The following is a 16,252-nucleotide window of genomic DNA, read 5'->3' as shown; positions in this document are numbered from 1 at the left end:
GTGGGTGAAAGACCTTAGGACCCGCCCCGATATGAGCATAAAAGTGGGATGATAATCCCACGATATGCGAATATTGGGTAGGGTGCTATGTGCCAGTGGCACATGTCTAGCACGGACCGAAGCGGAGCAGAGACGTGGGAGTGCGTAGCACGGAACAATCCGTAGGCATCAAAGTCGGGGGCTTTTGACCCCGACATCATATAATGATTGTAATGATATGTAGCGTTCTCATTTCGGTCAACATTTGATTAGAGGTATGCATGAAAAAATGAGTCTGTGTGACGATTAAAAATGTCATCACAGACTCATTTTTGTGATTAAGGAATTAATATTTCTTCCAGCAGGACGGCAGCAGGATCACGAGCATGGGGAAGAGTTCCAGTCGTCCGGCCAGCATATCGAACATCAGCACGCATTTGGACAGAGGACTGAACAATGCGAAGTTCTGGGTGGGACCGACTAACTCCAGGCCGGGACCGATATTGTTCAGGGTGGCCAGTACTGCGGTAAAGTTTGTGCTCAGGTCATATTCGTCCAGACAGACGATCAGCAGGGAAACGAAGAGTACGATAAAATAAGCCGTCATATAGACATTGGTGGAACGAAGCGTCTCGTGGGACAGATTGTGTCCGTCCATCTTGATCTTTTTCACCATCCGGGGATGGATCATCATGGACAGCTCCTTGCGGATCGCCTTGAAGAGGATCAGCACACGGGATACCTTTATACCGCCACCGGTACTGCCGGCACAGGCTCCGATCATCATCAGAAGCAGAAGGATCGTCTTCGACAATTGCGGCCACATATTGAAATCCGTGGTGGCAAATCCGGTGGTGGTGATGATCGTTCCTACCTGGAAAAAGGAGTGCCGCAGTGTCTCTCCCAAAGTTGCATAGAGCGGGCGGATATTCCAGGCGATCGTCAGAGCACTGGCGAAAATGATCAAAAAATACCAACGAACTTCTTCGATGGAAAAAGCTTCCTTAAACTGCCTGCTTAACAGACAGAAATATACCGTATAATTGACACCGCTTAAGATCATAAGTATCGTTACTGCATTCTGTATCAGTGGAGAGTAACCGCCGATACTGCTGTTCTTGACACCGAAACCACCGGTGCCGACACTGCCGAAGGTCGTACACAGGGAATCAAACAACGGCATACCGCACAGGCATAGCATGATCACGCCCAGAACAGTGATCGCCATATAAAGTCCATAGAGGATTTTCGCAGTATCCCGTACTCTCGGTACCAGCTTGCTGACGGAAGGACCGGGGCTCTCCGCACGCATCAGGTTCATGGTGGAGCCACCCATCATCGGCAGGATCGCCATAATAAATACAAATACGCCCATACCGCCGATCCAGTGAGTGAAGCTGCGCCAGAACAGGCTGGCATAGCTGAGTGCTTCCACATCGGACAGGATACTGGAACCTGTGGTCGTAAAGCCGGAGATCGTCTCGAAGAGAGCATCAATATAAAAAGGAATCTCTCCGGTGAGAACGAAGGGAATAGCACCGAAAACAGACATGACAAACCATCCCAGGGCAACGGCAGTGAAGCCTTCCCTGACGTACAATTCCTTAAAACGTCCTGTGTGCCTGAAACTTAACAATTTTCCTAAAATGAAACAAACAGCTGCGGTCACCAGATAGATCAGTGCCACATGATATTCTCCGTAGATCATACCCACGATCCAGGGAAGCAGTAAGAATAAAGCTTCAAATTGTAAAATAAATCCGATAATAAAACTCAATATCGCAAAATTCATGATAGTGTCCTTCTACAAAATTACCCTTCAATAATATCTTTAATATCATTCAGCCGTGCATGTGTCAGTACTACGACCACATAATCGCCTACATGAAGCTCGTCCTGACCACTGGGAATAATAGCCTGTCCTCCGCGGACGATGGAACAGACCAGGATATTTTTCCGGATGTGCAGACGGTTCAGAGGTATATTGGTAACGGCAGAATCCTCTTTGATGTAGAATTCCAGTGCCTCTGCATGACCGTCTTCCAGCTTATACAGATTCTCCACATTACTGTTGAGAGATTCATTCATGGATCGTGCATATTTAATGATCATATCTGCAGTTACCAGGCGCGGATAGGAGATCGTATCCAGCTTGATATCACTTAAGACACCACTGAAGTTGATACGGTTGATCTTGGTGACTACCTTTGCGCGGGAAGTCCGTTTCGCATACAGTGACAGGAGGATATTTTCCTCATCCAGTCCGGTCAGTGCAGCAAAAGCATCCACGTTCTCCAGCCCCTCCTGTATCAGAAGACGTTCATCCGTACCGTCACCGCAGATAATGGAAGCCTTGGGCAGCAGTTCACTCAGATGCTCGCAGCGAGCGGGATCCTGATCGATGATCTTGGTATGGATGCCGACTTCTAAAAGTCTTCTTGCCAGATAATAAGCAATGGTTCCGCCACCGACGATCATGGCAGTACGTGCCCTGCCGGCGCCGATACCGATCTTTTTGAAGAAATCATTGGCCTTGGGAGGAGTGGACACAATAGCTACCACATCGCCTTCCCGGAAGACAAAATCACCCCGGGGAATCAGCACCTGATTATCTCTGGTGACCATACATACCAGTACATCGCATTTTAAGGTGGTACGGATATGGATCAGTTCATAATTATTTAAGAGACAGTCATGGGTCACGCGGAAATGCAGAAGCTCGATCCTTCCCTTGGAAAAAGTATCGATCTTAACTGCAGAAGGAAACTGGAAGATCCGGGCAATCTCGGCGGCACTGGACAGCTCCGGGTTGATGATCATGGCAAGCCCCAGTTCTTCCCGCAGAAAAGCAATCTCATTATTGTAGATAGGATTGCGGACACGGGCGATGGTCTTACAATGTCCCGCCTTTTTCGCAATGACACAGCACAGAAGATTCTGCTCATCGGATCCGGTCACGGCGATCAGCAGATCCGCATGGTCAATGCCGGCCTCAGACAGTGTCTGGAAGCTGACACCATTGCCCACGATGCCCATGGCATCCAGATCATCCGTGATGGAATTCACCTTTTCCTCATTGGTATCGATCACGGTGATATTGTGATTCTCACCGCCTAATTGCTCTACCAGGGTGTAGCCAACCTTGCCACAGCCCACAATGATTATGTTCATAAAAACCTCCAAAACAAAAGTCATAAAAACAGTTATCGCTTATTATACCACACTATAGAAAAAAAGAGAAGATTGAAAGGAATATCCTGTCCACGGAGACATATATTGTAACTATTCAGAGCATTAAATATCAGCTAAGTCTTGATGAATGCCTGCATTCGCAAAGGAGAAGTTCCGAAGGAACGATTTTGCGCATGAGGTTCTGAATAGTTACGGGAGGAGAAACATGGACAGCCTGCTTCGTATTTTTCCGCAAAAGAGAAGAGCATTCTGGCAGAAGACAGCGGATAATGGGGGAAAAATCTGCGAGATCCGTCTACGTGTGGACAGGCCGGTGATCGTGGAAACATCGAGAGGAGATTATTTCTTAAATAACGGCGGGGAATGGCAGGAGCATCCTTACGGAGCGCATCTGGTGACGGAAGCGGAGATACGGGAGTTGATCGCCTGGCTGTGTCAGGATTCGGTGTATGCTTATGCCGATGAGATCAGACAGGGCTTTTTGACTGTGGAAGGCGGACACCGGATCGGATTGTGCGGACAGGCTGTGTTGGAAAATGAAACAGTGATCCGCACTCTGAAAAATATTGCGTTTATCAATATCCGGGTCGCCCATGAGATCCGGGGAGCAGCTGACGGTATCCTGCCAAAATTATATAAGAAAGGAAAATTTCAGAATACCCTGATTGTATCGCCTCCGGGATTCGGCAAAACCACTCTGCTCAGGGATCTGATCCGTCAGATTTCCGATGGTAATACGTATGGTGCGGGACTTCGGGTGGGAGTGGTGGACGAGCGCTCGGAGCTGGCGGGAAGCTATCTGGGAAGACCTCAGAATGATCTGGGGATGCGGACGGATGTGCTTGATGGCTGTCCCAAGGCTCAGGGGATGTTATTACTTTTGCGTTCCATGTCACCTCAAGTCATTGCAGTGGATGAACTGGGGGAGGAAACGGACAGGCGGGCCTTACAAAAAGCAGCGGCCTGCGGCTGCGGTCTGCTGGCCACTCTGCATGGAACGGACGAGACGGACGCAGCAAAGCGCCTGGGTGAATCCTGCCTGCGACAGATATTTGACCGCATAGTGATCTTAAAAGGAAGGGGACGGATGGAATGCAGATGCTCGGAGGATTTCTGATTCTGTTGGGATGCTTTGGAATGGGACTGTGGTATCGGCAGCAATTCTTAGGAAGATTATATACGATCCGGGAACTCATCCGCATTCTGGAACAGTGGATCAGTGAGATCCGGTACAACGGGTCAACACTTCCGGAATGCTGCCGACAGACCGGCAGACAACGGAAAGACAGGCTGGGAGAGATCTGCACCGAAGTATACCGTGAATATGCGGAGACGGAGGATGCTGGTTTTCTGGAACTGGCGGAGAAAAGCTTTCGCAGACAGCTGCGGATGCTTCCTCTGAAAAAAGAAGACATTGAAGAGTTTTTGCGTTTTGCGGAAAAAGAGGGCTATGCGGATGAAACGATGCAGATAAAAAGTATCGAATTGTCCAGACAGGGACTGGAACATACGGCGGATATGCAGCAGCGGGAAATTACACAGAAATGCAGGCTCTCCGTAGGACTGGGAGCCATGAGCGGTCTGCTGATACTGTTATTGTTAGTCTGATGCCGGTTCCGGAGACCACAGAGAGAAGAGAAAAGGACGGGGAAAGATGGGAATAGGACTGATCTTTAAAATAGCTGCGGTAGGAATCCTTGTAACGATACTCAGCCAGGTCTTAAAACACAGCGGCAGGGAGGAACATGCTTTTCTCGTCAGCCTTGCGGGACTGATCCTGGTTCTTAGCTGGATCGTTCCGTATATCTATGATCTGTTTGATACCGTACAGACTCTGTTTTCGTTTTAATAGGAGGAAATATGTCCGAGATCATTAAGATTGCATTGCTTGGGATCGCCGGAGTTCTTTTTGCCATACAATTTAGGCAACAGCGGCCGGAATATACGCTGCTGATCGGATTTGCCCTGAGTGTGCTGGTATTTTCCTATGTGCTGGGGCTGACGGGACAGTTGCTGGAGGAGTTTGCGGGATTACAGCAGTACCTCGGGGATGCAAAAGGGTATCTCGGTATTTTGATGAAAGTGGTGGGGATCACCTACCTGTGTGAATTCAGCGCCGGAATCTGCAAGGATGCCGGATTCGCAGCGGTATCGGATCAGATCGAGATTCTGGGAAAACTTTCGGTACTGTTTGCGGGACTGCCGATTCTGCTTACGGTGATCCGACAGATCTATGGTATTTTATAAGAGTGAGGGAGCAATGGATGCAATGTGGCAGGAATATGGCATGGAAGAACTGGAAAAAGGGATGCAGAAGCTGTTTCCGGCCTCACGGATCTCCGTGGCGGAATTGATGGGACAACTGCTGCAGGGAGATGTGCTGGGGGCAGCGGGAACCCTGTTGCAGGAAGTGATACAGGGAATGGGAGCATCTGCTGCGGGCAGGAAAAATATTCTGATCTGGCTGATCGTACTGGGGATCCTTTCTGCACTGCTGATTCATTTCGTGGAGGTTTTCGACAAACATCAGATTGCGGATTTAAGCTTTTACTTTATCTATCTGCTCATGGGAGTGATCCTGCTGCAATGTTTTTCCGGGATTCTGGGAACCGCAAGAGAGACGGTGGAAAATATCGTGTTGTTTGTAAGGCTGATGGTACCTACGTATCTTCTTGCGGTGGGAGTGGCCTCGGGGCCGGCTACAGTGGGAGCCGGGTATCAGCTGATGCTACTTCTGATCTATGGTACGGAAAAAATACTGTTGGGTGTGGTACTACCACTGATTTACTGCTATGGCCTGTTGACCATGATCAACGGGATCTGGGTGGAGGAAAAGCTGACACTTTTGACGGAACTTCTGGAAAAGGCGGTGGGCTGGATTCTCAAGGCTTCTCTGGGAGTGGTCACGGGGATCAGTGTGTTCCAGTCATTGATCACACCGGTATTGGATTCCGTGAAGACCTCCGCCGTGGAAAAGGCACTTTCGGCACTGCCGGGGATCGGAAATGCGGCAGACGGGCTTCTGGAGCTGGCGGTGGGTTCAGCCGTTGTCATCCGCAACAGCATCGGCGTACTTTTGCTGTTACTGCTTCTGGCGGCGTGTGCGGCTCCGCTTCTGGAGATTTTGTTTACTGCGTTTTTGATCAAGTGTGCGGCAGCTTTTATGGGGATCGTCAGCGATAAAAGAGTGACCAACTGTACGGATCATATGGGAAATGCAGGGATGCTTCTGTTTCGTACTGCGGGCACAGCCATGCTGTTGTTTCTGATCACATTGGCACTATTAGCTATCGGAAGCAGGGGGAGGTAAGAGGATGCAATGGTTATACCGGGTGATCGGACAGGCCGGGATCTTCCTGATCTGTGCACAGACCGTAGTGCATTTCAGACCGAAGGAGTCCTACGATAAATATTTGAAACTGTTATTATCCGTTATGCTGTTGCTGCAGTTGTTACAGCCTGTTCTGACCATGTTCGGCGGCGGAGACGGCTGGAATGCAGAAGAACAGGTGACAGGATTTATGCAAGAATTGCAGACCGTGCTGACCCGGGCCTCCGAACAGGCAGAACAGTCGCAGGAAGAGATCGGGAATACGGCAGCTGCTGTGGCGCAGGAAGCCGGGGAAGGATATGACCCGGCAAATGTGTGGGAGCAAGATTCTGCACAGGGAGCTGTTACAGGAGAAAACAGTGGGGAAGTATCGGATCAGAAGGAAACGGATAGGGAAAATGCAGAAACGGAGGGAATCCATGTGGACATTGCACCAATCCGGCTGGAATGATGGAGAAGTCTGCCGGAGAGCTAAGGAAAATGACGGTAGAAAAACCGGAGCCAGGGAAGAAAAAGAGGTGAGAAGCAATGGGTGAATTCTGGGAAAAGATCACAGGCAGCATTGGTACAGGTAACGGTGCAGGCGGTTCCGGCCCTCCGAAATGGTTCCGTCGGGACAACCTGTTGATTCTGGTATTGTTGGGTGTCCTATTGTTTATCATCGCCCTGCCGGTGAAAAAGGAGGAGCCACAGGCAGCTTCCGTCGGCACAGAGACTGCAGAACAGTACAATGCCGGAATTTTCACTTCTCCTTCGCAGACAACCGGGGAACAGGAGACGGCGGTAGATACCGAAACCCGGGCGGTGGCAGCGGGAAGCGCGGAGGAATATACCGCCTATCTGGAGGGAAAACTGAAGAAAATGCTGGAATCCGTCCGGGGACTGGGAGAGGTGGAAGTCATGATCACATTGGAATCCTCGGAGGAAAGAATTGTGGAAAAAGACATGACCGCGGATCGTTCCCAGACAGAAGAACAGGACTCCGCCGGAGGAACCCGCACCGTGAGTTCTTCCAATACCGGATACCAGACCGTCTATCAGGACGGCAGTCAGGGCACACCGTTTGTAGCGAAGACGATCACACCCCAAGTGGAGGGGGTGCTGGTGGTGGCGGAAGGAGCCGGAAAAGGCAATATGACCAGTGAAATCACGCAGATCGCACAGGCACTTTTCGGTGTGGAAGCCCACAAAGTCAAGGTGTTGGAAAAATGAGTCACAGGAAACATATCCGCACAGACGGGTACATACAATAGAGTATAAAATCAAGAAGGCAGATACAGGCCTTTGGAAAAGGGGAACGCAGTGAAAAACTTAATTAAGAAGAATCAGCTTATGATTACCGCACTTGCCATCATGATAGCCATTGCAGGTTATCTGCAGTTTGCGGGGACCAACCTGGAAAAGGAGTATCTGGCGTCGGATAATACAGAAGATCTCAGTGCAGTGGATTCCACAGACATTGTCACAGATATGGAAAGCCTGGATTCGGATGTGGAGATCGTCATGGAAGATTATCTGGATGAAGATATGCAGGTGGCAGAGGCTACGCCGGACGAAGGGGAGATTCCCGGGGAAGCAGTGTTGACCGGAACGAACGGTGTGGAGGTACTGTCTGCTGCAAGGCTTTCCAAGGAGCAGACCAGAGCCCGGAATAAAGAGACCTTATTGGAGATTATCAACAGTACTGAGCTCAGCGATGCCCAGAAACAGGAAGCAGTGGACAGCATGGTGCGCATGACTGATATCGCGGAAAAGGAAGCGGCGGCCGAGGTGCTTTTGCAGGCGAAAGGTTTCAGTGAAGCTGTGGTCAGCATCAACGGGGATGCCGTGGATGTGGTGGTCAATGCCGCAGAACTGACGGATGTGCAGCGGGCACAGATCGAAGATATCGTAAAAAGAAAGACGGATATTGCGGCGGAAAATATCGTCATCAGCACCATTGCACAGTGATATTTTTGTGTACATAGGGGAAAAATTATGTTATGATACCAAGGGTTACAATTAAAAAGCCTACGCAAGCTTGCTTGCAGGAGGCTTTTTGAATTCGTAACCCGTACCACATGAGCAAGCAGCCATTTTCGAAGAAAATGAGCGGATTGCGAATGCGGTCCAGATTGAGAGAGTGCGAAGCACGAAGCAATCTGGATGGTATCATAAGAACTCGGAGGAGCAAGCAGCCATTTTCGAAGAAAATGAGCGGATTACGAATGCGGTCCAGATTGTGAGAGTGCGAAGCACGGAACAATCTGGATGGTATCATAACTTAACCTGGAAAACTTGACAAAAGGAAGAAACAATGAAGAGAGTCTTTTTAATTGTATTGGACAGCTTCGGTATCGGACAGATGCCGGATGCCGCAGCTTACGGTGACATCAATGTAAATACACTGGGGAGCGTGTCAAAGAGTCCTTTTTTTCATATGGAAAATATGAAAAACATGGGTTTGTTTAATATTGACGGCGTGAAAGTGGGAGAGAAAACAGACCATCCCACGGCAGCTTATACCCGCATGACGGAGCGTTCCCGTGGAAAGGACACGACCATCGGACACTGGGAGATCGCAGGTATCTATTCTCCCAAGCCACTGCCTACCTATCCGGACGGCTTCCCCGAGGATGTGCTGGAAGAGTTCCGGATCCGCACCGGCAGAGATGTGCTGTGCAATAAGCCGTACTCCGGCACACAGGTCATTGCGGATTACGGGGACGAGCATGTGCGCACCGGCAAACTGATCGTATATACTTCCGCAGATAGTGTGTTTCAGATCGCTGCCCATGAGGATGTGGTTCCTGTGGAGCAGTTATATGATTATTGCCGTATCGCCAGACAGATTTTACAGGGAGAACACGGTGTGGGCCGTGTCATTGCGAGACCTTTTATCGGTGAGAGCGGACATTATACCCGTACCCCCAGAAGACACGATTTTTCCCTGCTGCCTCCCGCAGTGACCATGCTGGATCAGCTGAAGGCTGCCGGTAAGGATGTCATTGCTGTGGGTAAGATCCAGGATATTTTCGTAGGCAGGGGCATTACCGAGCATGTATACACTTCCGGCAATGCGGAAGGCATTGAGCGGACACTGGAATATCTGGACAAGGATTTCGAAGGACTCTGCTTTATCAATCTGGTGGATTACGACATGCTCTACGGCCATAGAAGAGATGTGGACGGCTATGCGAAGGCACTGGCTTATTTTGATGAGAAGCTGCCGGAGATCCAGGCACGCATGAAGCCGGATGATATTCTGATGATCACCGCAGACCACGGCTGTGATCCCGCTTACACAGCCACCACGGATCACACCAGAGAATATACTCCGTTTCTTATGTACGGTGCGCCTGTGACGCCGGGGAATCGCGGAACCAGACCGACTTTTTCCGATATCGGAGCTACGGTATTGGATTATTTCGGAATCCAACCGGAGTTTGAAGGAAGCTCTGTTTTAAAGGCAGATCCATCATAGATAGCAGATCCCGAAGAACTGCGAAAATAGATTTTTAGAGATATAAGAGATATATTTGGAGGACTATAGTAGTGAGTAATAATTATACAGAAGAGATCAACCGCCGCCGGACGTTTGCCATTATTTCCCACCCGGATGCCGGCAAGACGACCCTGACTGAGAAGTTCCTGCTCTACGGAGGAGCCATCAACCTGGCAGGAAGCGTAAAGGGTAAGGCAACGGCCAGACATGCGGTATCCGACTGGATGCAGATTGAGAAAGACAGAGGTATTTCCGTTACCTCTTCCGTATTGCAGTTTGAATATGACGGTTACTGCATCAATATTCTGGATACCCCGGGACATCAGGATTTCTCTGAGGATACCTACCGTACCCTGATGGCAGCGGACTCCGCAGTTATGGTCATCGATGCTTCCAAGGGTGTCGAGGCCCAGACGAGAAAGCTGTTCAAGGTCTGCGTGATGCGCAAGATCCCTATTTTCACCTTCATCAACAAGATGGACCGTGAGGCAAGAGATACCTTTGAACTGCTGGATGATATCGAGAAGGAGCTTGGCATTGCCACCTGCCCCATCAACTGGCCCATCGGTTCCGGCAAGGAATTCCAGGGTGTCTACGACCGTGAGAAAAAGTGTGTGATCGCATATTCCGATACGGAGAAGGGAACGAAGGAAGGAACTTCCACCGAGATCCCCATTCAGGACGAAGAACATCTGAAGGAACTGATCGGAGAGGATGCAGCGGACAAGCTGCTTGGCGAGGTGGAACTGTTGGACGGCGCCAGCGCAGAGTTTGATCTGGAGGAAGTGCAGAAGGGTAACCTGACCCCGGTATGCTTCGGATCTGCTTTGACCAACTTCGGTGTGGAGATCTTCTTAAAGCATTTCCTGAATATGACTACCACGCCGCTGCCAAGAAAAGCAGACATCGGTATGATCAACCCGACGGAGCATGAGTTCAGTGCCTTTGTTTTCAAAATCCAGGCTAACATGAACAAGGCTCACAGAGACCGTATCGCATTCATGCGTATCTGCTCCGGTAAATTCGATGCCAACATGGAAGTGCGTCATGTGCAGGGCAATAAGGTTATGAGATTATCCCAGCCCCAGCAGATCATGGCGGATGAACGTAAGATCTTAAACGAGGCTTATGCGGGTGATATTATCGGTGTCTTCGATCCCGGCATTTTCTCCATCGGAGATACACTGTGCATGCCCAGGGAGAAGTTCCAGTATGAAGGTATTCCGACCTTCGCACCGGAGCATTTTGCCAGAGTGCGCCAGGTGGATACCATGAAGAGAAAACAGTTCGTCAAGGGCGTAGAGCAGATCGCTCAGGAAGGTGCCATCCAGATCTTTCAGGAGTTCAATACCGGTCTGGAAGAGATCATCGTCGGTGTGGTAGGCGTGCTGCAGTTCGATGTACTGAAATACCGTCTGGAGAACGAATATAACGTGGAGATCCGTCTGGAGAACCTGCCTTATGAGCATATCCGCTGGATCGAGAATAAGGATGAGATCGACCTGGCCAAGCTGTCCGGTACTTCCGATATGAAGAAGGTCAAGGACATGAAGGGTAATCCTTTATTACTGTTTGTGAATTCCTGGAGCATCGGCATGACTCTGGACCGTAATAAGGGACTGGTGCTGACGGAGTTCGGACGCAATTAGTAATTATATGGAAACAAAAAGTGTGTAGGGGGATAGAATGCGGAATAAGAAAAAGTTATGTGCCGGAATTCTGATGTTACTGCTTTTGACAGGATGCTCCTCACAGGAGGTTCTGCAGGAAGTACCCCAGACCATCGTGCTGCCCGAGTCACAGATAGATACTATGCCTGTGCAGGAGACGGCGGCTGCGGAAAATGACAATACAGAGAGCTTTTCCCTTTTAGAGGAGGGAGGCTCTCGTTTTGCATATGAGAGTCTGGATGCGCAGGAACAGATCTGGTATCAGGAGATCGAGCAGGCGATTGGGTCTATGGATGACACGATCAAACTGTCCACGGAACCGTTGGAACAGGGAATGGATGAACAGGACATTGACAAAGTATTTCAGTGCGTGCTGATAGATCATCCGGAGATTTTTTACACCACAGGATATACTTATACCAAATATTCCAGAGGGGAGAAAACCGTAGGAATCGACTTCGCAGGCACTTACGATCAGACGAAGGAAGAGGCCGTAGCGCGGGCGGAGGCCATTCGCAGTGTGACGGCGGAATGGCTGTCCGGTATGGAAGAGGCGGCTTCTGAGTACGATAAGGTAAAAGCGGTGTATGAGGCGGTCATCTTTTCAACAAATTATGATCTGAGTGCGGCGGATAATCAGAACATTGCCTCGGTATTCTTAGGAGGAGCTTCTGTCTGCCAGGGATATGCCAAAGCCACCCAGTATCTGTTGAATCATCTGGGGGTGATGTGCACCCTGGTGCAGGGAACGGTGGATACCGGAGAAGCTCATGCCTGGAATCTGGTACAGGTGGACGGGGACTATTATTATGTAGATACCACCTGGGGAGATGCCTCTTACCGCATGGAGAATGGCAGCGAGCAGAGGAGCCTGCCGGAGATCAATTATGATTATCTGTGCGTGACTACAGAGGATCTGCTACGGACGCATCGTATCGAAGCGGTGATCCCTATGCCGGAATGTACGGCGACGGAAGCAAATTATTATGTGCGGGAAGGTTCCTACTTTACTTCCTATGACCATGAACAGATGCAGGCGGTCTTCGACAGAGCCATAGAGGGCGGCAGAACGGAAGTGACGATAAAATGTGCAGATGAACTCTGTTATCAGGAAATCTGTCATGCATTGATCGATGAGCAGGAGATTTTTTCCTATATGCAGATACAGGGGAACAGCAATACCGTCACTTATGCCCAGAACGGGAAACAATTATCCTTGACTTTTTGGGTGACAAATGAATAAGGATTTGGTATACTGTAACTAATTAGTTATTATTAGGAGGATCAGCTATCATGGAAAAAGAAATAGATAAGAAGAACCTGGTATTAAGGGAAGACGAGAGCATCGGTACCGTACAGATCGCCGATGATGTAGTGGCTATGATCGCATCTTTAGCAGCTACCGAGGTAGACGGTGTCAGCGCCATGGCTGGTAATGTTACCAACGAACTCATGAGCAAGGTAGGCGTTAAGAGCCTGACCAAGGGTGTCAAAGTAGAGGTGCTGGACAAGAATGTGACCGTGGATCTGACTGTGACCATGGAGTACGGTTACAATATTCCCGCTACCTGTCAGGCAGTACAGCAGAAGGTGAAAAATGCCATTGAGAATATGACAGGACTGACCTGCTCTGATGTGAACATCCGTATTGCCGGTGTGAACATGAAGAAGGATAAATAAGAGGAATTACAGGAAGATATTATGGGAAGACACGAGCAGAGAGAACAGGTTTTCAAACTTTTATACCGCGTGGAGTTTCATGCACCGGAGGATATGCCGGAACAGATTGCATTGTTCCGCGAGAATAATGAGGAAGTTCCTTCCTGGCAGGATGCAGATGCCATTGCGGCCCGCTTTGAGAAGATCAGGGAGAAAATCCCCGAGCTTGACAGGCTGTTGAATGAGAATACCGAAGGCTGGGATACCACCCGTATGGGAAAGGTGGAGCTTGCAGTACTGCGTCTTGGTGCATATGAGCTGCGCTATGATGACGATATCCCGAATGGCGTTGCTATTAACGAGGCAATCGAGATTGCCAAAAAGTACGGACAGGAAAGCTCTGGCGGATTCGTCAATGCGATCCTTGCCAAGATCATGAAATCCGGTGAGTAGGATACAGAACGTAATCAGCGTACGACAACTGAATACTTATATCAAAAATATGTTCACGCAGGATTACTTTTTACAGATGGTATCTGTAAAGGGTGAGGTAAGCAACTGTAAATACCATCCCTCTGGACATATTTATTTTACGTTAAAGGATTCTGCCAGTGCCCTGAACTGCATTATGTTCGCCGGAGACCGGAGAGGTCTGGGATTCCGGCTGACGGAAGGGCAGCAGGTAATTGCGAAGGGCAGTGTGAGTGTATTTGAGCGTGACGGCAGATATCAGCTGTATGTGAAGGAAGTGACGCTGGACGGCGCCGGAGCCCTCTATGAAAAATACGAACAACTAAAACGGGAACTGGCGGAAGAGGGCATGTTTGCTCCGGAGTATAAGCAGCAGATTCCGAAGTATATCCATACTCTTGGGGTAGTCACGGCAGATACCGGCGCGGCAGTCCGGGATATCATACAGATCGCCTCCAGACGGAATCCCTTCGTGCAGATTATTTTGTATCCTGCGCTGGTACAGGGAGCTTCGGCGGCGCCTTCCATTGTGAACGGAATCCGTGCACTGGAGAGACAGGGCGTGGATGTCATGATCGTGGGACGTGGGGGCGGCTCCATCGAGGATCTGTGGGCGTTCAACGAGAGAATGGTGGCACAGGCAGTATTCGACTGCTCTGTTCCCATTATTTCGGCGGTTGGACACGAGACGGATACCACGATCATTGATTATGTGGCGGATCTGCGGGCACCGACCCCGTCGGCAGCGGCAGAACTGGCAGTGACACAGGTCAGTGATATTGAGAATGAGATTTTGGACAGACAGGACAGGCTGTATCAGCGGATGGGACGAGTGCTTCAGCATAAGAGGCAGCAGGCGGATCAGATGGAAATGCGCCTGAAATATTTAAGCCCCGCCAGCCGGATACGGGAGAAGAGGACTTACAGCATACAGCTGGAAGACCGGCTGCAGAACCGGCTGCAGGCGATCCTGCGGGAACGCAGACATAACCTGGCATTGTATATTGAGAGAATGAAAGCGGTCTCTCCTTTGGAAAAGTTAAACAGTGGTTTTTCCTATGTGGAGGATACCGATGGGAAAAATATCCGTTCCGTGATCCAGGTGGAAGCAGGGGAGCGCCTGCGGATCCGGGTGAGTGACGGCGTGATCGATACCCGGGTGGAACAGATACAGAAGGAAGAAAGACTTCCCGGATAGCATTTACCGGTATCCGGGGGATGCAGATAGATGCAGGCAGCAGACGGAGGTGCTATTTTGGCAGGAAAAAAGAAAACGGAAGCACAGGAACCACAGAGCCTGGAAGAGAATTTTTCCGCAGTGGAAGAACTGATCGGACAGCTGGAAGCAGAGGATATTTCTCTGGAGGAAGCTTTCACGGCGTACAGCAAGGGCATGAATCTGCTGAAACGGTGCAGCGAACAGATCGACCGGGTGGAAAAACAGGTCATGAAGCTGAACGAAGAGGGCGGACTGGAACCGCTGGATCCCCAGTAAGCATACAGCATACCGGCAGGTAGAGGAAGGTTGGCATCAGACATGGAAGAAACGTTATTCAGACAGGAATTGCAGAAGAGAACGGCAGCGATTGAAGAATTACTGAAGGAATATCTTCCGGCAGAGGAAGGATACCAGAAGACCGTTATTGAAGCCATGAACTATAGTCTTATGGCAGGCGGAAAGCGCCTGCGTCCCATGCTGATGCAGGAGACCTATAAAATGTTCGGTGGCAAAGATGATACGATAGAGCCTTTTATGGCGGCGATCGAGATGATCCATACATATTCTCTGGTACATGATGATCTGCCGGCCATGGACAATGACGAGTACCGCAGAGGCCGCAAGACCACCTGGTCTGTGTACGGTGACGGTATGGGAGTCCTGGCAGGAGACGGACTGCTCAATTATGCCTTTGAGACTGCATTTCGTGCTTTTCCGGCATGCACCTCGGGAGAACCGGTAGATCCGAATTACCCGAGAGTGGCGGCGGCACTGAATATTTTAGCCCGCAAGGCAGGAATCTATGGGATGATCGGCGGCCAGAACGCAGATATTGAAGCGGAGGAACAGGCAGAACCTCTGACCACAGAACAGATCCTGTTCATCCATGCCAACAAGACGGCAGCCCTGATCCAGTCGGCCATGACTATCGGAGCTACGCTGGCAGGGGCAACCGATGAAGAGATTGCGGCATTGGAACTGTGTGCCTACAATGTCGGCATTGCATTCCAGATCCAGGATGACATTCTGGATGTGATAGGGGACAGCAAGGAGCTGGGAAAAGCTACCGGAAGTGATGCACAGAATCATAAGCAGACCTATGTGACTTTACACGGACTGGAAGAATCCGGCAGAGAAGTGGAACGGCTGACCGGGGAAGCGGTAGCGACTCTGGACAGCTTTTCGGGAGAACATGAATTCCTGAAGGAGCTGTTGCTGCACCTGGTCCATAGAACGAAATAGCAGAG

18 protein-coding genes and 1 pseudogene are annotated in these 16,252 nt (G+C 49.9%); 16 read left to right on the top strand and 3 right to left on the bottom strand.

Annotated elements, in window-relative coordinates; translation table 11 throughout:
* The 3 genes and pseudogenes from ACLTOH_RS04625 to trkA form a co-directional block, all read right to left on the bottom strand.
* Window positions 1–200: pseudogene (locus ACLTOH_RS04625) on the bottom strand (hypothetical protein); the annotation flags it as partial.
* Between the two features lie 125 nt (window positions 201–325).
* Entirely contained in the window at window positions 326–1,771 is a 1,446-nt protein-coding gene (locus ACLTOH_RS04620; RefSeq protein ID WP_118537159.1) for a TrkH family potassium uptake protein, read from the bottom strand.
* 20 nt (window positions 1,772–1,791) lie between these two features.
* A complete protein-coding gene (trkA, locus tag ACLTOH_RS04615) occupies window positions 1,792–3,150 on the bottom strand; it encodes a Trk system potassium transporter TrkA (protein WP_117464847.1) in 1,359 nt (452 codons plus the stop codon).
* Between the two features lie 226 nt (window positions 3,151–3,376).
* Here trkA and spoIIIAA point away from each other — a divergent pair, with 226 nt between their 5' ends.
* The 16 genes from spoIIIAA (at window position 3,377) to ACLTOH_RS04535 (ending at window position 16,247) form a co-directional block, all read left to right on the top strand.
* Window positions 3,377–4,288, top strand: a complete 912-nt coding sequence (spoIIIAA, locus tag ACLTOH_RS04610) for a stage III sporulation protein AA (protein WP_022313639.1) — start codon at window positions 3,377–3,379, stop codon at window positions 4,286–4,288.
* The gene (locus ACLTOH_RS04605; RefSeq protein ID WP_022313640.1) at window positions 4,264–4,779 is read left to right on the top strand and encodes a stage III sporulation protein AB; all 516 of its coding nucleotides are present in this window, start codon (window positions 4,264–4,266) and stop codon (window positions 4,777–4,779) included. The genes spoIIIAA and ACLTOH_RS04605 overlap by 25 nt, the downstream gene beginning before the upstream one ends.
* A 46-nt stretch (window positions 4,780–4,825) precedes the next feature.
* On the top strand, window positions 4,826–5,020 hold the full coding sequence (gene spoIIIAC, locus ACLTOH_RS04600) for a stage III sporulation protein AC (RefSeq protein WP_022313641.1): 195 nt from the start codon (window positions 4,826–4,828) through the stop codon (window positions 5,018–5,020).
* Between the two features lie 11 nt (window positions 5,021–5,031).
* Window positions 5,032–5,418, top strand: a complete 387-nt coding sequence (locus tag ACLTOH_RS04595; protein ID WP_022313642.1) for a SpoIIIAC/SpoIIIAD family protein — start codon at window positions 5,032–5,034, stop codon at window positions 5,416–5,418.
* A 13-nt stretch (window positions 5,419–5,431) separates the two neighbouring features.
* Window positions 5,432–6,481 carry a stage III sporulation protein AE gene (locus ACLTOH_RS04590; protein WP_022313643.1) on the top strand — a complete coding sequence of 350 codons (1,050 nt, stop codon included), beginning with the start codon at window positions 5,432–5,434 and terminating at the stop codon, window positions 6,479–6,481.
* Window positions 6,482–6,485: 4 nt separating this feature from the next.
* Window positions 6,486–6,953 (top strand): stage III sporulation protein AF, encoded by a 468-nt coding sequence (locus ACLTOH_RS04585; RefSeq protein WP_022313644.1) that lies wholly within the window; start codon window positions 6,486–6,488, stop codon window positions 6,951–6,953.
* A gap of 77 nt (window positions 6,954–7,030) precedes the next feature.
* Window positions 7,031–7,714 (top strand): hypothetical protein, encoded by a 684-nt coding sequence (locus ACLTOH_RS04580; protein WP_022313646.1) that lies wholly within the window; start codon window positions 7,031–7,033, stop codon window positions 7,712–7,714.
* A gap of 90 nt (window positions 7,715–7,804) precedes the next feature.
* Window positions 7,805–8,452, top strand: a complete 648-nt coding sequence (locus ACLTOH_RS04575; protein WP_117464988.1) for a SpoIIIAH-like family protein — start codon at window positions 7,805–7,807, stop codon at window positions 8,450–8,452.
* Between the two features lie 346 nt (window positions 8,453–8,798).
* Window positions 8,799–9,965 (top strand): phosphopentomutase, encoded by a 1,167-nt coding sequence (locus ACLTOH_RS04570; RefSeq protein ID WP_412223472.1) that lies wholly within the window; start codon window positions 8,799–8,801, stop codon window positions 9,963–9,965.
* A 71-nt stretch (window positions 9,966–10,036) separates the two neighbouring features.
* Window positions 10,037–11,635 carry a peptide chain release factor 3 gene (locus ACLTOH_RS04565; RefSeq protein ID WP_022313649.1) on the top strand — a complete coding sequence of 533 codons (1,599 nt, stop codon included), beginning with the start codon at window positions 10,037–10,039 and terminating at the stop codon, window positions 11,633–11,635.
* A gap of 37 nt (window positions 11,636–11,672) precedes the next feature.
* Window positions 11,673–12,899 carry a transglutaminase domain-containing protein gene (locus ACLTOH_RS04560; protein ID WP_022313650.1) on the top strand — a complete coding sequence of 409 codons (1,227 nt, stop codon included), beginning with the start codon at window positions 11,673–11,675 and terminating at the stop codon, window positions 12,897–12,899.
* A gap of 50 nt (window positions 12,900–12,949) precedes the next feature.
* The gene (locus ACLTOH_RS04555; protein WP_022313651.1) at window positions 12,950–13,336 is read left to right on the top strand and encodes an Asp23/Gls24 family envelope stress response protein; all 387 of its coding nucleotides are present in this window, start codon (window positions 12,950–12,952) and stop codon (window positions 13,334–13,336) included.
* 21 nt (window positions 13,337–13,357) lie between these two features.
* Entirely contained in the window at window positions 13,358–13,768 is a 411-nt protein-coding gene (gene nusB, locus ACLTOH_RS04550; RefSeq protein ID WP_022313652.1) for a transcription antitermination factor NusB, read from the top strand.
* Between the two features lies 1 nt (window position 13,769).
* Window positions 13,770–14,984, top strand: coding sequence for an exodeoxyribonuclease VII large subunit (gene xseA, locus ACLTOH_RS04545; RefSeq protein WP_337536682.1), 1,215 nt, complete (start codon window positions 13,770–13,772; stop codon window positions 14,982–14,984).
* A 57-nt stretch (window positions 14,985–15,041) separates the two neighbouring features.
* The gene (gene xseB, locus ACLTOH_RS04540; protein WP_412200044.1) at window positions 15,042–15,281 is read left to right on the top strand and encodes an exodeoxyribonuclease VII small subunit; all 240 of its coding nucleotides are present in this window, start codon (window positions 15,042–15,044) and stop codon (window positions 15,279–15,281) included.
* Window positions 15,282–15,323: 42 nt separating this feature from the next.
* A complete protein-coding gene (locus ACLTOH_RS04535; protein WP_412200047.1) occupies window positions 15,324–16,247 on the top strand; it encodes a polyprenyl synthetase family protein in 924 nt (307 codons plus the stop codon).
* The last annotated feature ends 5 nt before the right edge of the window (window positions 16,248–16,252 follow it).

This window comes from Waltera sp. (assembly GCF_046969025.1).
In the GTDB taxonomy this organism is placed as follows: Bacteria; Bacillota; Clostridia; order Lachnospirales; family Lachnospiraceae; genus Acetatifactor; species Acetatifactor acetigignens.
Note: the sequence above shows the minus strand (reverse complement) of the source record. Positions and strands in the feature narration are given on the sequence as shown.